The sequence below is a fragment of the Mesorhizobium sp. WSM4307 genome, from assembly GCF_007003945.1.
Taxonomy (GTDB): Bacteria; Pseudomonadota; Alphaproteobacteria; order Rhizobiales; family Rhizobiaceae; genus Mesorhizobium.
The window spans coordinates 26,015-45,487 of sequence record NZ_VFTB01000021.1 but is presented as its reverse complement, the minus strand read 5'-3'; the positions used below and the strand labels follow the sequence as shown (position 1 = coordinate 45,487).

23 protein-coding genes are annotated in these 19,473 nt (G+C 65.7%); 15 read left to right on the top strand and 8 right to left on the bottom strand.

All coding sequences use genetic code 11. From position 1 onward, the window contains the following. Positions 1-26 precede the first annotated feature (26 nt). The gene (gcvA, locus tag FJV83_RS34405) at positions 27-926 is read left to right on the top strand and encodes a transcriptional regulator GcvA (RefSeq protein WP_095790705.1); all 900 of its coding nucleotides are present in this window, start codon (positions 27-29) and stop codon (positions 924-926) included. 165 nt (positions 927-1,091) lie between these two features. Continuing rightward, positions 1,092-1,601, top strand: coding sequence for a DUF2867 domain-containing protein (locus FJV83_RS34400; protein ID WP_095773767.1), 510 nt, complete (start codon positions 1,092-1,094; stop codon positions 1,599-1,601). Between the two features lie 33 nt (positions 1,602-1,634). On the opposite strand, the gene FJV83_RS34395 is transcribed toward FJV83_RS34400, so the two are convergent. Continuing rightward, positions 1,635-2,096, bottom strand: a complete 462-nt coding sequence (locus FJV83_RS34395) for an Lrp/AsnC ligand binding domain-containing protein (RefSeq protein WP_019859344.1) — start codon at positions 2,094-2,096, stop codon at positions 1,635-1,637. A gap of 128 nt (positions 2,097-2,224) precedes the next feature. Between FJV83_RS34395 and FJV83_RS34390 the strand changes: the two genes are divergently transcribed. From FJV83_RS34390 to FJV83_RS34380, 3 genes are all read left to right on the top strand, one after another. Next, entirely contained in the window at positions 2,225-3,220 is a 996-nt protein-coding gene (locus FJV83_RS34390; protein ID WP_185973440.1) for an ornithine cyclodeaminase family protein, read from the top strand. A 148-nt stretch (positions 3,221-3,368) separates the two neighbouring features. Continuing rightward, a complete protein-coding gene (locus tag FJV83_RS34385) occupies positions 3,369-4,502 on the top strand; it encodes an FAD-binding oxidoreductase (RefSeq protein WP_142886712.1) in 1,134 nt (377 codons plus the stop codon). Beyond that, on the top strand, positions 4,499-5,182 hold the full coding sequence (locus FJV83_RS34380; protein WP_095773764.1) for a YoaK family protein: 684 nt from the start codon (positions 4,499-4,501) through the stop codon (positions 5,180-5,182). The genes FJV83_RS34385 and FJV83_RS34380 overlap by 4 nt, the downstream gene beginning before the upstream one ends. 7 nt (positions 5,183-5,189) lie before the next feature. Here the strand turns inward: FJV83_RS34380 and FJV83_RS34375 are convergent, their stop codons facing one another. Beyond that, positions 5,190-5,630: a MarR family transcriptional regulator gene (locus FJV83_RS34375; protein WP_142886713.1), complete on the bottom strand. Its 441-nt coding sequence runs from the start codon at positions 5,628-5,630 to the stop codon at positions 5,190-5,192. Between the two features lie 122 nt (positions 5,631-5,752). On the opposite strand from FJV83_RS34375, the gene FJV83_RS34370 reads away from it, so the two are divergent. Together FJV83_RS34370 and FJV83_RS34365 are read left to right on the top strand one after the other, a co-directional pair. After that, positions 5,753-6,568: a p-hydroxycinnamoyl CoA hydratase/lyase gene (locus FJV83_RS34370; RefSeq protein WP_095790702.1), complete on the top strand. Its 816-nt coding sequence runs from the start codon at positions 5,753-5,755 to the stop codon at positions 6,566-6,568. Positions 6,569-6,606: 38 nt separating this feature from the next. Further along, the gene (locus tag FJV83_RS34365) at positions 6,607-8,121 is read left to right on the top strand and encodes an AMP-binding protein (protein WP_245437607.1); all 1,515 of its coding nucleotides are present in this window, start codon (positions 6,607-6,609) and stop codon (positions 8,119-8,121) included. A gap of 13 nt (positions 8,122-8,134) precedes the next feature. Here the strand turns inward: FJV83_RS34365 and FJV83_RS34360 are convergent, their stop codons facing one another. After that, positions 8,135-8,860, bottom strand: a complete 726-nt coding sequence (locus FJV83_RS34360) for a 3-keto-5-aminohexanoate cleavage protein (protein WP_142886714.1) — start codon at positions 8,858-8,860, stop codon at positions 8,135-8,137. Between the two features lie 189 nt (positions 8,861-9,049). Here FJV83_RS34360 and FJV83_RS34355 point away from each other — a divergent pair, with 189 nt between their 5' ends. Beyond that, complete coding sequence (locus FJV83_RS34355) at positions 9,050-9,241, top strand: hypothetical protein (RefSeq protein WP_179295858.1); 192 nt, start codon at positions 9,050-9,052, stop codon at positions 9,239-9,241. Here FJV83_RS34355 and FJV83_RS34350 read toward each other — a convergent pair whose 3' ends face one another. Continuing rightward, positions 9,242-11,341 carry an EAL domain-containing protein gene (locus FJV83_RS34350; RefSeq protein WP_142886715.1) on the bottom strand — a complete coding sequence of 700 codons (2,100 nt, stop codon included), beginning with the start codon at positions 11,339-11,341 and terminating at the stop codon, positions 9,242-9,244. A gap of 228 nt (positions 11,342-11,569) precedes the next feature. On the opposite strand from FJV83_RS34350, the gene FJV83_RS34345 reads away from it, so the two are divergent. Together FJV83_RS34345 and FJV83_RS34340 are read left to right on the top strand one after the other, a co-directional pair. Further along, entirely contained in the window at positions 11,570-12,019 is a 450-nt protein-coding gene (locus FJV83_RS34345) for an ester cyclase (protein ID WP_095773758.1), read from the top strand. Positions 12,020-12,284: 265 nt separating this feature from the next. Beyond that, positions 12,285-13,355 carry a phosphatase PAP2 family protein gene (locus FJV83_RS34340; protein ID WP_095773757.1) on the top strand — a complete coding sequence of 357 codons (1,071 nt, stop codon included), beginning with the start codon at positions 12,285-12,287 and terminating at the stop codon, positions 13,353-13,355. A gap of 83 nt (positions 13,356-13,438) precedes the next feature. Here the strand turns inward: FJV83_RS34340 and FJV83_RS34335 are convergent, their stop codons facing one another. Together FJV83_RS34335 and FJV83_RS34330 are read right to left on the bottom strand one after the other, a co-directional pair. Further along, a complete protein-coding gene (locus tag FJV83_RS34335; RefSeq protein ID WP_185973441.1) occupies positions 13,439-13,975 on the bottom strand; it encodes a hypothetical protein in 537 nt (178 codons plus the stop codon). Between the two features lie 121 nt (positions 13,976-14,096). Beyond that, positions 14,097-14,423 (bottom strand): DUF1330 domain-containing protein, encoded by a 327-nt coding sequence (locus FJV83_RS34330; RefSeq protein WP_095774007.1) that lies wholly within the window; start codon positions 14,421-14,423, stop codon positions 14,097-14,099. A 176-nt stretch (positions 14,424-14,599) separates the two neighbouring features. On the opposite strand from FJV83_RS34330, the gene FJV83_RS34325 reads away from it, so the two are divergent. Continuing rightward, positions 14,600-15,292 carry a helix-turn-helix domain-containing protein gene (locus FJV83_RS34325; protein ID WP_095773756.1) on the top strand — a complete coding sequence of 231 codons (693 nt, stop codon included), beginning with the start codon at positions 14,600-14,602 and terminating at the stop codon, positions 15,290-15,292. A gap of 66 nt (positions 15,293-15,358) precedes the next feature. Here the strand turns inward: FJV83_RS34325 and FJV83_RS34320 are convergent, their stop codons facing one another. Continuing rightward, on the bottom strand, positions 15,359-15,580 hold the full coding sequence (locus FJV83_RS34320; RefSeq protein WP_095773755.1) for a transcriptional regulator: 222 nt from the start codon (positions 15,578-15,580) through the stop codon (positions 15,359-15,361). 85 nt (positions 15,581-15,665) lie between these two features. On the opposite strand from FJV83_RS34320, the gene ada reads away from it, so the two are divergent. The 4 genes from ada (at position 15,666) to FJV83_RS34300 (ending at position 18,458) form a co-directional block, all read left to right on the top strand. Then, the gene (gene ada / locus FJV83_RS34315; protein WP_142886717.1) at positions 15,666-16,793 is read left to right on the top strand and encodes a bifunctional DNA-binding transcriptional regulator/O6-methylguanine-DNA methyltransferase Ada; all 1,128 of its coding nucleotides are present in this window, start codon (positions 15,666-15,668) and stop codon (positions 16,791-16,793) included. 18 nt (positions 16,794-16,811) lie between these two features. Further along, positions 16,812-17,021 carry a hypothetical protein gene (locus tag FJV83_RS34310; RefSeq protein WP_245437606.1) on the top strand — a complete coding sequence of 70 codons (210 nt, stop codon included), beginning with the start codon at positions 16,812-16,814 and terminating at the stop codon, positions 17,019-17,021. A 145-nt stretch (positions 17,022-17,166) separates the two neighbouring features. Then, positions 17,167-17,718, top strand: coding sequence for a methylated-DNA--[protein]-cysteine S-methyltransferase (locus tag FJV83_RS34305; protein ID WP_142886718.1), 552 nt, complete (start codon positions 17,167-17,169; stop codon positions 17,716-17,718). Continuing rightward, positions 17,715-18,458: a 2OG-Fe(II) oxygenase gene (locus FJV83_RS34300; RefSeq protein WP_142886719.1), complete on the top strand. Its 744-nt coding sequence runs from the start codon at positions 17,715-17,717 to the stop codon at positions 18,456-18,458. The genes FJV83_RS34305 and FJV83_RS34300 overlap by 4 nt, the downstream gene beginning before the upstream one ends. 9 nt (positions 18,459-18,467) lie before the next feature. On the opposite strand, the gene FJV83_RS34295 is transcribed toward FJV83_RS34300, so the two are convergent. Beyond that, positions 18,468-19,370, bottom strand: a complete 903-nt coding sequence (locus tag FJV83_RS34295; RefSeq protein WP_142886720.1) for a LysR family transcriptional regulator — start codon at positions 19,368-19,370, stop codon at positions 18,468-18,470. Positions 19,371-19,473 lie beyond the last annotated feature (103 nt).

The following is a 19,473-nucleotide window of genomic DNA, read 5'->3' as shown; positions in this document are numbered from 1 at the left end:
AAATCAACCAGTAGAAAAACTCCTGCATGCCTGAAGCCTTCCTGAGCCTGCCGCCGCTGAACGCGTTGCGCGCCTTCGAGGCATCGGCGCGCCATCTCAACTTCCGCGTCGCCGCCGAGGAGCTGAACGTGACCCAGGGCGCGGTGGCCCAGCACATTCGCGGCCTGGAGACCCATCTCGGCACGAAACTGTTCGAGCGGCTGCCGCGCGGCCTGGCGCTGACCGATCAGGGCCGCGCCTATGTGCCCAACATCCGCCGCGCCTTCGACCTGATCTCGGAGGCAACCTTGCTGCTGCGTCCCGCGCCGGCACGCCTGACGATCAGCGTGACGCCGAGTTTCGCCACCAAATGGCTGATCCCAAGGCTGCAGGATTTCATGGCCGACAATCCGCTGGTCGACCTGCGCGTGCTGGCCAGCGAGAGCCTGTCGAGTTTCCAGTCCGACGGCGTCGACATCGCGGTGCGGCAAGGCCGCCCGCCCTTCGGGGCCGGCCTGATCGTCGACCTGTTGTTTCCCCAGCAGATCATCGCAATCTGCAGCCCGGCCCTGCTGCCGGCCGGCGCAACCGAAATCGCCGCGGCCGAAATCCAGCATCACGTGCTGCTGCACGACGCGCACAATCTGTGGCCCGAATTCATGGAAAAGGCAGTCGGCCTGAAGATGACGGCCGAGCTCAAGCGCATGCGCTTCAACCAGACCAGCCTCGCCATCGACGCGGCCATCGCCGGCCAGGGCATAGCACTGGCCAGCCGCTTCCTCGTCGCCGCCGACCTCGCCGCCGGCCGCCTGGTCCAGCCGGTCAGCTGCGAAATGCGCGGCACGCAGGATTTTCATGTCGTGATGCCGAGAAAGCAGCGCCACCCCGAACCGACACAGGCCGTGCGGCAATGGCTGCTGGACGCGGGGGAACGGCCGCCGGTCTAGGGCGTGTACTCACTTAGCAGCTTGCCGACCGCGGAAGAGTGGACGTTGCCCGAGGTCGCGGAAGGGTCAACAGCAGAAGTTCCGTGATACGTTTGATGGAGAGCCCGTTCGTGCTATTGCAGTGCACCACCTCTTCGCTTCCATTCAGTCCGGGGCGGACCATCCATGACGCGCGTTGCTCGAGTCGATTTGCCGCAACATTCCGCGCTTAGGCCGCTCTATGCCGAGGCAGGCTTCGCTGACGCATTCGCGATCGATCTGCCGAGCCATGCGACGGGCGACGCCGAACGCCTCGCCGCCCATATGCTGATGGGTCAGGCGCGGTGGGTTGGCTGGCTGATAGCTCTCAGGGACACTTTGGTTGCGGGGTTTGGTCTTAAGACATCGTCTGAGTTGCGCGATGACGTTGCGACCGACAGGATTGATTTCTTTCGGGTCTACGATCGGCGGCGTCATGAGATTATTCTTGGCGAGGATGATCGCCATCTCGACTTCCGTTTGTCCGTCTTGGTTGAAGAGTCCGCTTTGTGCCGCCGGCTTGTCGCCACAACGGTCGTGACCTTCAATCATCTGGGAGGGCGGGCCTATATCGCGGGAATTGCGCCTTTCCATCGCCTGATCGTAAAATCGTCCTTGCGTCGAGCCGAGCGATCGGGCTGGCCAGCCGAGCTGTGAGGTCGCGCGCCGCGGCGCTAATAAGTCCACGTCCTAGATCGGCAGCAACGCGTCCGGCTTCACATTGGCGATCGAGGCGTAGGTGTGCGTCTCCCTGACGCCGGGCAGCGGCAGGATCACCCGCTGCAGGAAATCCTGGAACATCGCCATGTCGGCGATGCGCGCCTTGACCAGATAATCGAAGCCGCCGACCACCATGTGGCATTCGATGATCTCGGGCGCCCGCACGACCGCCTCGGCGAAGCGGTCGAAGACATGCGGCGCCGTATGATCGAGCCGCACCTCGATGAAGACGAGTTGTGCCTGCCCGATCCGGGCCGGGTCGAGAACGGCCCGCACCGCCCGGATGAAGCCTTCGGCGAACAGCCGCTTGATGCGTTGCGCCGCCCCGGTCGGCGACAGGCCGACGCGGCGGGCCAGATCGAGCGTCGTGCGACGGCCATCCTCCTGCAGCAAGCGCAACAGCGAGCGGTCGATGCGGTCGAGATCATCCATTTGAATTCACACTTTCTGACCACAGATTGCGCGATTATCACGCAAAAATCGCGAAAACAGCATATTTCATCACGCTGTCGAGTGGCAATACCGTTGGCGGGCAACGCAATCCGACCAAGGCAAATCCCATGACATCGACCATACGGACCTCCCGCAATGCCCTTACCAAGGGCGACACGGCCGTGCTCATCCTGAGCGAAGGCGAGGTGAGAACATGCATCGACCTGCGTCGGCTTCTCGATGCGTTGGCGGAGGGCTTCAAGGCATTGTCCCGCGGCGAGATCGTCAATCCGGCGCGGCCACAGCTCGACATTCCGCGGGCCGGCTATTCGCTGGCGATGCCGGCCTGGATGGCGGGCATGCATCTGTCGGTGAAGATCGTCAACGTCTTCGAAGGCAACATAGCCTGGGCGATCCCCAGCCATCTCGCCACCATCCATCTGTTCGACCCGGAAACGGGCATGCCGGTCTGTGTCATGGACGGCACCTATATCACCGCCGTGCGCACCTCCGGCTCCGCCGTGCTCTCGGTGCGGGAACTGGCCCGCCGCGACGCCAGGGTCGCGACGGTGGTCGGCGCCGGCGTGCAGGCCGGCCAGCACTTGCACCTGCTGCCGCTGGTGCGGGACTTCACCGAGATCCGCGTCGCCTCGAAGGAGTTCGCGGACGCGCGGGCGCTGGCAGCGCAGCATCCGGGCGTCGTCGCCGTCAGCGATCTCGAGGCAGCGGTGCGCTCGTCCGATGTCGTGTGCCTGGCAACGCATTCCTACCAGCCGGTGATCTCGGCCGAATGGCTGCGCCCCGGCACGCATGTCTCGTCGGTGGGCGTAGCACCACCCGGCGGCGAGCTGCCGGTCGAGCTTGTCGGCCGGGCCAGCCTGTTCGTCGAGACCAGGGACGCCTTCGCACCTACTCCGGTCGGCTCTTGCGAACTCGATGGCATCAATCCGCAAACCGGAACCGAGCTTGGCGAAATGCTGCTTGGGCTGCGGCCGGGAAGGATCAGCGCCGACCAGATCACCGTCTACAAGGCCATGGGTGTCGCCATGGAGGATCTGGTGGCGTCGGATCTCGCTTATCGCGAGGCGGTGCGGCGAGGACTGGGGCGGACTGTGACCTTGTAGAGGACGCTGCCGATCGTCGGAGCTGGCGCTGCCCTCATTGCCCCGCCGGCCATTTCTCCCCCGTAGAACAGGAAGAAATGGCTGCGCGAACGACCGAGGGAAAGTCGCGCCGTTTGACTGGATACGAAATCATTTTTACGACTGCTGGATGCAGTCGAATCCTCCCAGAAAAATCGTCGTCATCGGTGGTGGCATTGCCGGCCTGTCGCTTGCGGCGGCCGTGCGGGATTGGGCCTCCGTTACCGTCCTCGAGCGCGAGCCGCATCTTGGCTACCACGCCAGCGGCCGCTCCGCCGCTTTGTTCACCGAGACCTACGGCAACCGGCTGGTGCGCGCGCTGACGCTGGCCAGCCGGCAGCAAATCGTCGAGGGCGGCTTCGTCGCCCATCGGCGCGGCGCGCTGCATGTCGGCTGGAAAGGCGACGGCGCCGCGATCGACAAGCTGGCCGATGAATTGCAGGCGCTGGTGCCCAGCGTGCGTCGCCTGTCGGCGGCCGAGCTCCACGCGCTGGTTCCCGCCATCGCCACTGAAGCCACTTGCGGCGGCGTCTATGAGCCGGACGCCCTGGATATCGACACCGGCAAGATGCTGGCGGCCTGCGCCTCGGCGCTGAAGGCCGGCGGCGGCGCAATTCGCACCGGCGAGGAGGTGCGCGCCATTTCGCCCGGCGGCGGCGGCCTGCGCGTGCAGACAAGCGCCGGTGTCTATCCGGCCGACATCGTCGTCAACGCCGCCGGCGCCTGGGTCGATGTCGTCGCTGGCTTGGCTGGGCTCTCCGGCCTCGGCTTCCAGCCGAAACGCCGCACCGCTTTCCTGTTCGATGCGCCCGCCGGCACCGACATCGCCAGCTGGCCGCTGGTGGTCGACCTGCACGAACAATTCTACTTCAAACCCGATGCCGGCAGGCTGATCGGCTCGCTCGCCGACGAGACCGATTCCGAGCCTTGCGACGCCTGGCCGGAAGACATCGATGTCGCCATCGCCGTCGACCGCATCGAGCAGGCGACGTCGATGCGCATCGGCCGTCCGTCGACGCCATGGGCGGGCCTGCGCACCTTCGCGCCCGACCGCACGCCGGTCGCCGGCTTCGACCCCCGCCTGCCCGGCTTCTTCTGGCTCGGCGGCCAGGGCGGCTATGGTTTCCAGGTGTCGCTGACCTTGGCCAGGCTGGGCGCAGCGCTGATGCGCGGCGAGCCCCTGCCGGAGGATGTCACGGCACGCGGCGTCACCGCCGCGGCGCTGGCGCCCGACCGTTTCCTGGTCCCGGCGACGACGCCATGAAACCAGCACTGCCGCTGCTGCTGAGCCTCAATGGCGGCTATGTCGACACGGCCGGCTTCCTGGCGCTGCAGGGCCTGTTCACCGCGCACGTGACCGGGAATTTCGTCACCCTCGGCGCCTCGCTGGTGCTCGGCATTTCGGGCGTGCTGGCAAAGCTGCTGGCGCTCCCGGTGTTCTGCATCGTCGTCATCCTGACCCGGCTGGCCGGCGAGCATTTGCGCCGGCGCGGACATCAGGCGCTCGGAGTGCTGCTGGCGACCAAACTGGCGCTGCTCGTCGTCGGCGCCGCCTTGGCGATCCGCTTTGGTCCCTTCGCCAGTGGTGACGGCGCGGCCGCCATCGTCACCGGCATGGTGCTGGTCGCCGCCATGGCGATCCAGAACGCGGTGCACCGGGTCCATCTGGCGGCCGCCCCGCCTTCGACGCTGATGACCGGCACCACCACCCAGATCATGATCGACCTCGCCGATCTCATCGGCGGCACGGCCCCGGAAGCCCGCCCGGCGCTCATTGCCCGCCTGCGGCGCATGGCGGCGGCGGTCGCCGTCTTCGCCGCCGGCTGCGCGGCCGCTGCCCTCGGCTTTGCCTACGCCAATGTCTGGTGCTTCATCGTCCCGCCAGTGATCGCGCTGCTCGCCCTCTTGCTGCGGCTTTCAGCGCCGGACGGCGAAGCCAAATAGGCAGCCCTCAACCTTCGTCCGTCCAGATCAGGCGCAGCAGGCGCAGCAGCGTCGCCCGCTCCTTCTTCGTCAGCCTTTGCAGAAACCTGTCTTCGTGCCGGCGAACTTGTCGCCGCCAGCCCGGCATCGCCTGGCTGGCCGCCGGCGTCAGGGTCAGTATCCGCACGCGCCTGTCCTCGGCATGGTCGTCACGCTCGACCAGCCCGCGCTCTTCCAGTTCGGCCAGCAGCGGCGCCATGTTGGCGCTCTTCATGCCCAGGAGACGGCACAGTTCCGCGGCGCGGATGCCTGGCCGCTCATCGATCAGCGCCAGCATGCCATAGGTCACCGGGCGCAGGCCCGCCTCGGTCAGTTCGACCGTGAAATCATTGAGCGCGAAAGCCGAGGCACGCTTGAGATTGTAGCCGATCTGCGCATCGAGCGCGTCGTGAGGCTGGGTTTCGTCCATGCCAACCGATCGCCGCGATGCCGGCTCTTGTCAAGCGAAAAAGACTATGCGACATAGCAATCAAGATAGCTATGCCCCATAGCAATTTTCCATAGCAGTGGTGGAACGGGAGGAGACCGACCATGACCGATGAGACCGTTGCCTTCGACGTCGAGAACGGCATCGCCTGGGTGCGCTTCAACCGGCCGGACAAGCGCAATTGCATGAACCCGACGCTCAACCGGCGCATGATGGAGGTTCTCGACGAACTCGAATACCGCGCCGATGTCGGCGTGCTCGTGCTGTCGGGCGAAGGCAGCGCCTGGTCGGCGGGCATGGACCTCAAGGAGTATTTCCGCGAGACCGAAGCCAAGGGGCTCGGCGCCGTCCGCAAGGCGCAATCCGAAGCCTATGGCTGGTGGCGGCGCCTGCGCTGGTACGGCAAGCCGACCATCGCCATGGTCAATGGCTGGTGCTTCGGCGGCGGCTATGGCCCGCTCTTCGCCTGCGATCTCGCCTTCGCCGCCGACGAGGCGCAGTTCGCCCTGTCCGAGATCAACTGGGGCATCCTGCCCGGCGGCGGCGCCACCAAGGTGGTTGTCGACCTGCTGTCGATGCGTGACGCCATGTATCACGCGCTGACCGGCGAACTGATCGACGGCAGGAAGGCCGCCGCCTGGAAGCTGGTCAATGAAAGCCTGCCGCTGGCTGAGTTGAAGACACGGGTCACCGAGGTCGCCAACATCCTTCTGAAGAAGAACCCGATCGCGCTGAAGGCAACCAAGGACGCCATCCGCCGCGTGAGCGAAATGACCTACGACAATGCTGAGGACTATCTGGTCCGCGCCCAGGAGGCGGCCAACTCCCACGACAATGAGGGCCGCAAGGAAGGCATCCGCCAGTTCATCGACGAAAAGAGCTACAAGCCCGGCCTCGGCGCTTACGACAAGGCCAGATGACGCGATAAGCCAACGACGCAATCTGGGAGGAGATGCGCATGCCGGCCTTGACGATTTCAGACCCCGTGGCCCTGCATGCCGGCGCGCAGCCGGATCGTGTTGCCTGCGTCGACCTGGCCTCCGGCCGGCGCTGGACCTATGCCGCGCTTGACGAAGCCATCCAGCGAGCCGTTGGCGTTCTCGAAACCGGCTACGGCGTCAAGCCCGGGCAACGGATCGCCACGCTTGCCCGCAACAGCGCCGATCTCCTGATCCTGCAGCAGGCCGCAATGCGGCTCGGCGCTATCTTCGTGCCGGTCAACTGGCGGCTTGCCAGTGCCGAACAGCAGGCGATCGTTGCCGATTGCGATCCGGTGCTGCTGTTGCATGACGCTGTCCCGAAGGCGGCATTGCCCGGGCGCTGCATCCCTGTCGATGTCGCCGCCTTCGCGGCGGCGGTCGAGGCAGAGGCGCCGGCGCCGCGCCGTCCCCTGCCCGCCGACGATGCGCCGTCGATCATCCTCTACACGTCGGGCACGTCGGGCCGGCCAAAGGGCGTCATCGTCACCGAGCGCAACGCTTTCGCCACGGCGGTCAATTTCGGCGTGCTGGGCCGCGTCGGCAATGCCAGCGTCTTCCTCTGCGACGCGCCGATGTTTCATGTCATCGGCCTCATCACCAGCCTGCGTCCGACGCTGCTTCAGGGTGGCACCGTGCTGATCTCGCCCGGCTTCGATGCCGGCGCCACCAATCGCCGCCTCGCCGATCCGGCTCTTGGCGTCACCCATTATTTCTGCGTGCCGCAGATGGCCAGGATGCTGCGTGAACATCCCGACTTCACGCCGTCGCGCTGGACCGCGCTCACCGCCATCTTCACCGGCGGCGCGCCCAACCCGGCCACGGATATCAGATGGTGGCTGGCCCAGGGCGTGCGCATGGCCGACGGCTTCGGCATGACCGAGGCAGGCACGGTGCTTGGCATGCCGGTCGAGGCCGACCGCATCGCCGGCAAGGCAGGCTCGTCCGGCCTGCCGGCGCCGACGATCGGCCTGCGCCTCGTCGACGACGATGGCCGCGACGTCGCGGCCGGCGAGCCCGGCGAGATATGGCTTTCCGGCCCCTCGATCACGCCAGGCTATTGGAACCGGCCGGAAGAGACGGAGCGCGCCTTCACCGCCGATGGCTGGTTCCGCACCGGCGACATCGCGCGGCGCGACGAGGAAGGCTTCGTCACCCTCGTCGACCGTCGCAAGGACATGTTCATTTCCGGTGGCGAGAACGTCTATCCCGTCGAAATCGAGACCGTGTTGCTCGACCATCCCGGCATCGCCGAAGCCGCCGTGATCGGCGTCGCCGACGCGCGCTGGGGCGAAGTCGGGCGCGCCTTTGTCGTGGTGAAACCCGGATGCGTCGTCGATCCGGCCGATCTGGCAAGCCATTGCGGCGCGCGCATCGCCCGCTTCAAGGTGCCGAAAGAGTTCCTGCTCACCGATACGCTGCCGCGCACCGCATCCGGCAAGATCCAGAAACACATTTTGCGCGCGTGGACGGCACCGGCCCGCCGGCGGAGCTGAGGCAGACCGCAGGTCAGCCGGCGGACGCGGAGCGGAAAACCGCCACCGCCGCCGCGACGATTTCCGCATTGTCATTGGCCACGATTCCATCGGCGAGCGTCTTGCCGTCTTCCAGCCCGACCCTCGTCGACCACCGCTTTTGGCGCGCCAGCTCGACGAATGGCCAGACGGTGGCGTCCACGCCATGCAGCAGGATCGGCCGCCGCACTTCGGCGTGCTCGAGCACGGCGGCGATGCCGTTTGCCTCGGCGAGGGCCGCTACAAGGTCCGGTATGTCGATTTCGATCAGGATGCGCAGCACCCGGTCGTGATCGGCGAGCGCCACGAACCGCTCGGCGTCTTCTATCGTGGCGAGCCCGGCCTCGATGCCGACGCCGCGCTGACGCAGCAGCTCCATCACGGCGGGCGCGTCGGCCTCGGAGAGATTGACCGAGGCATAGTCGGGCAGCTCGCGCCAGCCGGCGATCGCCGCGCGGGTGCGCGCGACATCGTTCTCGATCCAGGCGCCGGTCGACACGCCGACCAGCGTGCCTGGGCAGGCCCCGCGCACGGCCAGCACCGTCGCATCGACGGCGGCCAGGCTTTCACCCCCATCGGGGCCGCGCGGATGGATGTGCAGTTCGCCGGCACCGGCCGCGACGCAGGCAGCCGCATCGCTGGCCATGGCCTGCGCCGTCAGCGGCAGCTTCGGATGAAAGTCGCGCGGACGCGCGCCGTTGATGCAGGCCTGGACGATCATCAATATCACCTCGGACAGGGAGGTGGCAGTCTAGCCGCCCGACAAGGCAGGGCAAAGCGCTGCGCGCTGCCTCTCCTGACAGCGCGGCCAAGATCAATCGGCATTTGAATAAAAACCGCCTGTGGATATTTACCCCAAATTCCGCCGGGCCGGCCAAGATAAATTAGGGCGGGATCATGGAGGGAACCATTGACCAGCGATTTTTCAGCCGCCCGCATCCATCTCGAACGCGCTTATCATTATCTGCGCGGCAATGACGAGACGAGCCGCTCGGCATGCGAGGCCCTCGACCTCCTGATCGAGACGGTGGCGGAAGCCCAGCACAGGCGACCCGAGACCGCTGTGCTGGAATTTCCGCAAGCGATGGTGCGGCAAATCTGATTAGGACGCCTTGCGGGCCGGTGCTGCGGTTACCGGCCCGATGGCGGGCGCGACGATCCGCTCCAGCGGCTCGGGCCGGTGCAGCAGGAAACCCTGGCCGAAATCGACGCCCATCGCCTGCAGCATGACGAGCGTCTCGGCTTGCTCGATCTTCTCGGCCACGACGGCGCAGCCGACGCTGCGGGCAATGCCTGATATGGCCGAGACGATCTCGCGATCGAAGCGGCTCTCGGCCATGTGCTCGATGAAGGAGCCATCGATCTTGATGGCATCGACCGGAAAGCGCCTGAGATATTCGAACGAACTCATGCCAGCGCCGAAATCGTCGAGGCTGACCTTGCAGCGCCGCTCGCGCGCCTTGCGCACGAACGTCTCGGCGGCATCGAAATTGGTGACGGCGGCGGTTTCGGTGATCTCGAAGCCGATACCGGAATGCGGCGCCCCAGTCTCCTCGATGATGCTGTCGACGAAGTCCCACAGTCCCGGATCGCTCAGCGTCTGCGCCGACAGGTTGAAGCCAAGCGTGATCGCGCCGGACTTCATCGCCGCGCCATGCCGCGACAGCGCGGTGCGGATAATCCAGCGATCGAGCCTGGCGGCTATGCCGAAACGCTCCGCCGCCGGGATGAATTCGCTGGGCGGAATCAGCTTGCCGCCGCGCCCGACAAGCCGCGCCAGCACCTCGACATGGCGGCTTTCCTGCCAGGGCCGGCCCAGCCGGTGGATCTCCTGGCCGAACAGTTTCAGCCTTCCGTCCTCCATGGCGTCGACCGTGTCGGCGGCGAGCCGCGCCGCGTTGAGGCCGCCGGTGGCGGCCTCGGCCGAAAACACCGCGAAGCGATCGCGCCCGGCGGCCTTGGCCGCGTAGCAGGCGTCGTCGGCGCAGGCCAGCGCATCGGCGACTGTGGTCACCCGGTCGTTGACGATGGCGATGCCGATGCTTGCCGCGAGCCGCCGCGCGGCCGCGGCAGAGCCCAGATCGGCGCCGCGCACGGCCGCCAGTATGGCCCCAGCCAGCCGCTCGGCCTGCGCTGCGTCGCAATGCGGCACCAGCAGCGCGAATTCGTCGCCGCCGAGCCGCGCCGCATGCGCCGATGGCTGCAGGCAGGCGCGGATGCCGGCGGCAACGCTCTTCAGTGCCATGTCGCCGGCGGCGTGGCCGGCAAAATCGTTGAGCGCCTTGAAGTAGTCGAGATCGACATAGAACACCGCCAGCGGCGCACCCGCCGCGATATGCTCGGCGAGCAGCCGGTCGAAGGCGGCGCGGTTCCACAGGCCGGTCAGCGCGTCGTGGCGGGCGGCAAACGCCAGCTCCTGTTCGCGCAGCTTGTCCTCGGTGATGTCGCGCACCGTGCCGAGGATCTGGCCGGCGGCACCCGCGGCGGCGATGAAGCGGACCAGCGATTCGACATGGCGGATCTCGCCGTCGCGCTTGATGATGCGGTATTGCGAGGCGGTTACGCCGCTTGAGCCAGGCGGCGGCTGGTGGGCGCGCTCGGTGGCTTCCTTGTCGTCGGGATGCAGATAGGTGTGCCAAAGGTCGGCCGTCACCTCGTCGGTGTCGGCAACGAGGCCGAATATGTCCCTGGTGCGGGTGTCCCAATAGCTCTTGTGGGTGGCGATGTCGTGGTGCCAGATGCCGGTGCCGCTGGCGGCGAGCGCCAGGCGGAAGCGCACATTGACCTGTTCGAGCTCGGCTTCGGCCGTCTTCTGTTTGGTGATGTCGGTCTGCACGCCCATCAGTCGCACCGGCTTCCCGTCCTCGTCGCGCTCAACGATGCCGCCGCGGTCGAGCACCCACACCCAGTGGCCCTGCTTGTGCTTCAGCCGCAGTTCCGTCTCGATGGCGTCGGTCTGTCCGGCAATGTGGCGGTCGCCGCTGGCCAGCGCCCGCTCGCGGTCGTCGGGATGGGCGAGCCGCAGCCACAAATCGCTGGTGTTGGCAAGCTCCCTCTCATCATAACCCAGCATCCGCGCCCAGGTCGCGGAATAGAAGCAGTCGCCGGTCGCAAGATCCCAGTCCCAGACGCCAAGATGGGCCCGCTCCAGGGCCGTGGCCCAGAACGTTTCATTGCGGCTTTTCTTGTCCTGACCCGTCATCGTCTGTTTTCGCCTGCTCCACCTGCGGGCAATCTGCGACAAAACCAGAGAAGAAACCGTTACCGGGACGCGGCAGGCATGCCTTCCCGCCTGCAATATTCCTGGCACCCCGTCTTTCGATTGGCCGGCAAGAACCGGAGTTTTGCGCTCCCCCGATGGGCCTAGGGATGGCCAAGGTCATCAGCGGCACCGCGGATGACCCCAGCCAAACACGAAAGGACGCTCCCAATGACCAAACAGGAAGACAACAAGGCCGTCGTCGTCAGATGGTTCACCGACTTCTGGGGTGAAACCTGCGACCTGTCCGTCGTCGACGACATCGCCGCGCCCGACATGCTGCTCAAATATTCGCTGCACGAGCCGCGCCGGGGCCGAGACGACATCAAGGCCTTCATGACCGATTTCCGCGCCGCCTTCCCGGATCTCAACTTCTGGGCCACCGCCGATCTCATCGCCGAGGGCGACTACGTCGTCGGCCAGTGGGAGGGCGGCGGCACGCATACCGGCCCGGCTTTCGGCGATTTCCTCGCCGGTTCGCTGCCTGCCGCTACCGGCCGCGCCATGCGCTTCACCGGCACCACGGTGCTGAAAGTGATCGACGGCAGGATCGTCGAGGAGATCGGCCTCGACGACGGCGTCGCCGCGCTGACCCATCTCGGCCTGATCAGGGCCGCCTGATCCGCAGGGCCATCGCCGGCCAGGCGGTGGCCCGCTTCGACTGCGGCCGAAGCCCGGCAACCTTTCGGGTTTGGAAACCGCTTCGGCGCGGTCGCTACTTCTGCATTCGACGATGACATCTTCGTCAACGAATCCTTGACGGAAAGGGAAGAAATATAACCATCCAATATTTGTATTTTTTATCAACCCAAAGTGTAATTGAATAGTAATACTTCATCGGCGAAATACCCCTGTTAATGCTTGGGCAATTGGCGGGTTTTCCTCAATGAGTGCGCACACCGCGCAGCGGAACGGCGAGCGCCGGCCGCTTGGCGTTTTTGACCTGGACATCGCCGCGACCAGGAGCGGGTGGATGCTGACCGCCCTGTGCCTGGCCTATGCCCTGGCCGCGCTTTGCCTGCAGCCGGGCCGCTATCTGCACCTGGCGCAATCCTACGCGGAGCCATTCGTCGTCTTCCTGCCTATGCTTCTTGCGGCCGGCCTCGGCGTGATGGCGCTGACATTTGCCAGGCATAGCCCGACGCGGTTCATGCTCGACATGCTCAGGCAGCGCTGGCTGGGCGCCGCACCGGTGATCCTGCTGTCCTTTCTCGGCATTACCGCCTTCACTGCCTTCAAGATTGCCATCCCCGACATCGTGCCATTCTATGCCGACCGCATATTGGCGGAGCTTGATGTTGGGCTGCATGGCGCCGATCCCTGGACATGGGTGCACCGCGTCGTCCCCGAACGCATTTCGGCTGTCATCTTCATCGGCTATGGATATGGCTGGCACGTGCAATGGTTCGGCACCTTGCTGTTCGTCGCCTTCTGGAACAACCCGGCAGCGCGTTTGCGTTATCTGTGGGCGCTCGCGCTGACCACGATCCTGTGCGGCACCGTTCTGGCCATGGCGCTGTCTTCCGCCGGCCCGATATTTCACGACCAGTTCTACGGTGGCGACCGGTTTGCCGGGTTGCAGACCGCCCTGGCGCGGAACGGCTACGCCGCGCCGGTCCATATGTATGCCAGCTATCTGCTCACAGCCTACACAAGCGGCCGCCCCGAACTGGGCGGCGGCATTTCAGCCATGCCAAGCATGCATGTCGCCTTCGTCACGCTCAACGCGTTGTTCCTGAGCGGCTTCGGCCGCCGCTGGACCGTCGCCGGCTGGTCCTTCGCCGCACTCATCCTGTTCGGCTCGGTCTACACCGGCTGGCACTATGCCGTGGACGGCTACCTTTCGATACTTGTCGTATCCTTAATCTGGTACCTGACCGGGCGTTTCGTTCTGCCGGAGGCGAGTCGCGATACCGTCGGGACGCGCCTGCCTCTGCCCGAACCGGCACCGCAATGACCGGGCCTGGCCGAGGCCAGGCGAACCACCCCGCCGTCTCTCGGTAGAGATCAGGCGGCATTGCCGCCGCCTGACCTTGCCGGCTACTGGCTCGGTGCCATCGTGTGTTCGCACGACACTTTCGGGTTCATGTCGGCGAAGGTGCCGGTCGGGTTGCCCTTCCAGGCCCAGACATGCAGCTCGTAGAATTCACCCAGGCCATAGCGGTTGGGGGCGCTGTTGAAGTTGAACAGCTGGCCGTCCAGCGACGCCGGCCCCTTCGAGGTGATGTATTCGACCGCCACCAGCTTGCGCGTTCCGTCGGCCATCGGCTCGTACATCACGGCCTCGGGACGGGCGATGTCGATCTTGTCGTCCTTCAGGTATTGGCCGTTGACGTAGTGGATGCCCATGGCGCCACCGGTGATGCCGCTGGCGCAGGGTATGGGCGCGTAGCCCTCGGCCGTCGCCGCCTTGACGTCGAGGAACCGGCTGTTGGCGGCCCGCACCTTGTCGGCCAGTGGATTGGGGCCGGACGCGGCTCCGGCCGCTTCCTGATGCGCCTGTGCGAAGGAGGCGCAGACGGCCATCATGGCCCCCGCCTTGACGAGCCTGTTGCGAAGAGTTGATATCATGTCCATTCCATTCTTCTTGAAAAAGCACAGCTGGCCGGTCGCCGAAAATACGGCGGCCCGGCAGGCAAGCGCTGTGGCTGTTGCTGCTTGGAGGTCCCGAAATCGATGTGACGACTGCCGGGAAGCATCATCCCTTCGGCAGATACGGGATCGTTCCGGCCAGATCGGTATCGTCGATCAGCTGGAAGCGGCTGTCGCTGCCGCCCTGACGCGCCGAAACGAAAGGCGCATAGGCCGGATCGTTGGTGAACGCGCGTGCCGCCGCTTCCGACGGGAACGCCATCAGGGCGATCAGCGTGGTGTCGAGCGGCTTGCCTTCAAGCGTCTTCACATTGCCGCTGCGCGACAGATATTTGCCGCCATGCTTGTGGACGATGTCGTGCACCGAGGCCGCGTAGCCCGGCACCCATTTCGGATCCTTCATCTTGATGTCCGCGATAACGTAAGCAGTCATGGTCGTCTCCTGGTTGCGGCGCACAGGGCTATCCCGTGCGACCGGCCAAAGGGCTCGCATGGCCGGCCCCTCGCCAACCAGTCCGCGATCTGTACTGGGGCGGTACAGTTTCCGTACTGGCCGCTTCATTCATGAAGGCCTAATGTTCGGCCAGCTTCGAGGGAGGTGCACCGATCATGGCCCAGCACGGATACAAGCAGTTCTGCCCGCTATCGATGGCCGCCGAGGTGCTGTGCACCCGCTGGACGATGGTGCTGATGCGCGAATTGGTGGCGGGTTCGACCCGCTTCAACGACCTGCGCCGCGGCGTCCCCAAAATGTCGCCGACCCTTCTGTCGCAACGGTTGAAGGAACTCGAGCTGGCCGGGATCGTCGAGCGCAAGGAGGTGCCGGGCGAGAAAGCGATCTTCGACTACCGGCTGACCGAGGCCGGCCGCGATCTGCGCCCCGTCGTCGAGGCGATGGGTTTTTGGGGACAGAAATGGGTCGAGTCCCGGCTGTCGCTCAAGAACCTCGATCCGTCGCTGCTGATGTGGGACATGCGGCGCAACCTGAACCCCTCGCCGCTGCCCGAAGGACGCACGGTGATACAATTTCTGTATCTGGATCTCCCGGCGTCCAAACGCTCGTGGTGGCTGATCGTCGAAAAGCACGGCGAGGTCGACCTGTGCTGGTACGACCCGGGCTTCGATGTCGACCTCTACGTCTCCACCGACCTGCACACGATGACGGCGATCTGGATGGGGTTGCTGACCGTCGAAAAGGCGGGCGCGAAGGTTTCCCTGACCGGCGACCAGGCTATCGGCAAGAAGATGCAGACCTGGCTCGGGCTCAGCCCGTTCGCGGTGGAGCCAAAGCGGGCGGCGTAGGAGAACCGGTTCATGCCGCCCACAAAACGCTCATCGGTTTTGGGGGCATGCCGCGAAAACAAAGGCTTACAGCGAGTCTTTGAATCCGGCTGGACGCGACCCGTCAACGGGATCGGATGCCTCAATCAGGTAGCGCTTGTTCTCATATGCCTCGATCAGGGTCGCGAGAACATCGAAGCGGTCACCATCGAGCGAGCCGACCTCCGGCTCGTTGTCGAAATATCTTGTGATTTCGGCGATCGCCCAATCGTAATCGGCTTCGGTCTTAAGGGATCGAATGTTTTCCATCGCACCTCCTCCGGGTCGATCTTGTCATATTCTTTGTTGGCAGGAAACGGGTGGCGGGGCCGTCTTCCAGCGGCTTCAATGCGGCATGTTCATCACTCTCGCCAAAGACCTCAAATCGACGCCGCTGCCGGTCGCTGATGATCCGCGCTGGGCGCGCATTGCCGCGCGCGACAAATCGGCGGACGGGCAATTCTGGTATTCGGTGGCGACGACCGGCGTCTATTGCCGGCCCTCCTGCCCGTCGCGCCGCGCCAATCCGGTCAATGTCCAGTTGCACGACACGCTGGCCCAGGCGAAGGCGACCGGCTTTCGCGCCTGCCGGCGCTGCAATCCGGATGGCCCTTCGCTGGGGGCCGGCAATGCCGCGATGGTCGCCGGTGCCTGCCGCAGGATCGAACAGAGCGAGGAAGAGCCATCGCTGGCTGAACTGGCTGAAGCCGCCGGGCGCAGCGCCGGCTATTTCCACCGCGTCTTCAAGGCGATCACCGGGCTGACGCCGAAGGACTATGCCGCCGCGCATCGTGCCGCCCGGGTCCGCCAGGGTCTCGCGGACGGCGCCAGCGTCACGGTGGCGATCTACGATGCCGGCTTCAATTCGAGCGGGCGCTTCTACGAGAAATCCACCGGCATGCTCGGCATGACGCCGACGCGCTACCGTGCGGGCGGCGCCAATGAGGACATACGCTTCGCCGTCGGCGAGACCTCGCTCGGCGCCATACTGGTCGCGTCGAGCCGCAGGGGCGTCGCCTCGATCCTGCTCGGCGACGATCCGGACGCGCTGGTGCGCGACCTGCAGGACCGTTTCCCCAAGGCGCGGCTGATCGGCGGCGACCGCGACTACGAGGCGCTGGTTGCCCGCGTCGTCGGCTTCGTCGAGGCCCCACGGCTCGGCCTCGACCTGCCGCTCGACGTGCGCGGCACCGTCTTCCAGCAACGCGTCTGGCAAGCCCTGCAGGACATCCCGGTCGGCGGCACGGTTTCCTATGCCGAGATCGCCGAGCGCATCGGCGCGCCCAGGGCAACCCGCGCCGTCGCCGCCGCCTGCGCCGCCAACGCCCATGCGGTCGCCATTCCCTGCCACCGCGTAATCCGCAAGAATGGCGCCCTGTCCGGCTACGCCTGGGGCGCCGAACGCAAGCGCGCGCTGCTCGACCGCGAGGCCGGCGGATCGGCGAAGGCCGCCGACAGGGCCTACCGGTCTTCGCGGGCGTAACGACCGGCGATGCGCACGATGGCAAGGTCTTCCGCCGCCGGTGCGAACATCGAGATCGCCAACGGCGCCGCCGTCGACGCGAAGTCACAGGTCTTGGCCGCCATCGGCAAGCTGGTCGATGCCGGTAAGGCCGAATGGGGCCGTACTGCGAGTGGCGAGATCGAGCTGCGGCTGTTGTCAGGCGAGGTGTTTTTGCTCGGCGAACTCTTCGTCATTCGTGTCGCGTGACATGTAGACTGTTCAAAAGTCAGCGCTCTACGGAACGCGACGACGGAGGTCTTCACACAGGCGATTTGAATTTGAAAGCAAGCACCGGAGTGAGCGAGGAAAGCCGCCTCTGTAGGGTTCCGGCACAGACAAAGGAGTCAGGGCAATGAACCTCTTGCAAACCCAAATAACCACACCGGCGGCGATAGCCACCCTCGACACCATCGCCTACGCCGTCGGCCAATCCGCGATCGGCAAGATCCTGGCGGCGCGCAGCTCGATCGGCGTCTGCGCCATCCTGATCGGCTCCGACGCCGACGCGCTGGAGCAGGACCTCGCCGACCGCTTTCCCGGCAAGGTGCTGGTCGAAGACAAGGGCGCTCTCGACGATGATCTCGCGGCGATAGCCCGCTTCATCGAAACGCCCAGCGCCGGCCTCGACCTGCCGCTCGACATGCGCCACGGCACGCCGTTCCAGCAAAGGGTGTGGGAGGTGCTGCGCGCCATCCCTTGCGGCGCCACCATCACCTACACCGCGCTTGCCCGGCGCCTTGGCCGGCCGAACGGCGCGCGCGCCGTGGCAACCGCCTGTGCCGCCAACGCCATCGCGCTCGGCATTCCCTGCCACCGCGTTGTCGGCGCCGACGGCACGCTGTCGGGCTACCGTTGGGGCATCGAACGCAAGCGCACTCTGCTCGACAAGGAGGCCGCGATATGAACGCCCACGCCAAGGTTGCCACAGCGGCTGTGGAAGCCGCCGAAACACGCGTCGCCGCATACGACTGGCCGGCGCTGGCCGCCGAGCTCGACGGCTTCGGCTGCGCGGTGATGGAAAAGCTGCTCGCGCCCGAAGAGTGCCGGCAGATCGCCGGCCTCTACCCCCAGGAACAGCATTTCCGCAGCCACATCCACATGGCCAGGCACGGTTTCGGCAGGGGCGAATACCGCTACTTCCGCTATCCCTTGCCGGACCTGCTCGGCGGCCTGCGCAGCGCGCTCTATCCCAGGCTGGCCGAGGTCGCCAACCGCTGGAACGAGCGCATGGCGATCCCCCTGCGCTACCCTGCCACGCATGCCGAATTTCTCGAACAATGCCATGCCGCCGGCCAGGTCAGGCCGACGCCGCTTCTGCTGCAATATGTCCCCGGCGACTTCAACTGCCTGCACCAGGACCTCTATGGCGATCTCGCCTTTCCCCTGCAGGTGGCGATCCTGCTCTCCGAACCCGGCGAGGATTTCACCGGCGGCGAATTCGCGCTGACCGAACAGCGGCCGCGCATGCAGAGCCGGGTCGAGGTGGTGCCCTTGCGCCAGGGCGATGCGGTGGCCTTCGCCGTCCACAACCGGCCGGTGCAGGGAACGAAAGGCAACTACCGCGTCAACCTGCGCCACGGAGTCAGCCGCCTGCGGTCAGGCATGCGCCACACGGTCGGCATCATCTTTCACGATGCGAAGTGAGGTGCCGGTTCACGCCTCCCAATAGGGCGGATCGCCAAAGGCATCGCGAAGCCATGCGGTGAGCGCACGCAGTTTGGCGGATCCGCGCCGGTCCTCGGGACAGGCGATATAGATGGTGGCCCCTTCAGGTTCGGCGCCGACATCAATGACCGTCAATCGCTTGTCGGCGATCTCGGTCCGGATGAAATAGGCAGGGAGCAGCGCCAGGCCGAGGCCAGCAAGCGCGGCGTCGCGCATCAAGATCCCGTTGTTGACGCGCAGTGCGGTTTGCGGGCGGATCGTCACCAGCCGCCGCGAAATCTTGAACCGCCAGTCGGCGGCACCGCGGATGGAATAGATGACGCCCTTGTGGCGTTTCAGGTCGTCGGTGGTCGCGGGCAGTCCGAACCGCTCGATATAGTCCGGTGACGCCACCAGGAAGCGACGGCTGGAAGCCAGCTTCTTGACGATGACCGGCCCGCCATCGACGACCGGCCCGTGACGCACAATGGCATCGTAGCCATCGGCCACCATGCTGACGAAACGATCGTCGACATCAAGCGTCAGTTCGATCCCCGGGTGCCTGGCCAGGAAGCCATACAGCGCCGGGCCGAGATGGAGGATGCCGAAACTGGTCGGCGCCGATATCCTGAACGGTCCGGCGAGTTCGCCGCGATCTTCGGCGATCTCGGCTCTCGCATCGGCCACCTCCTGCATGATGCGCCTGGCGCGCTCGTAAAAACCGCGCCCCGCTTCGGTGATGAAGAGCTTGCGGGTGGTGCGGTCCAGCAGCCTTGTGCCGAGGCTGCGCTCGAGTTCCGACAGCCGCTCGCTGACGACGGACTTGGACAGGCCCACGCGCCTGGCCGCCTCGCTGATCGAGCCGGATTCCGTGACGGCGACAAATGCGGCGGCGGCTTCAAGCTTTAGCATTGTTCGGCTTTCCCGAATTCACAATCAGGCGACCGACGCCTAACGAAACCAAGGGCATGGTGCCATAGTCGGAAAGACCGCGAAACATGTGGCGGCGGCAAAA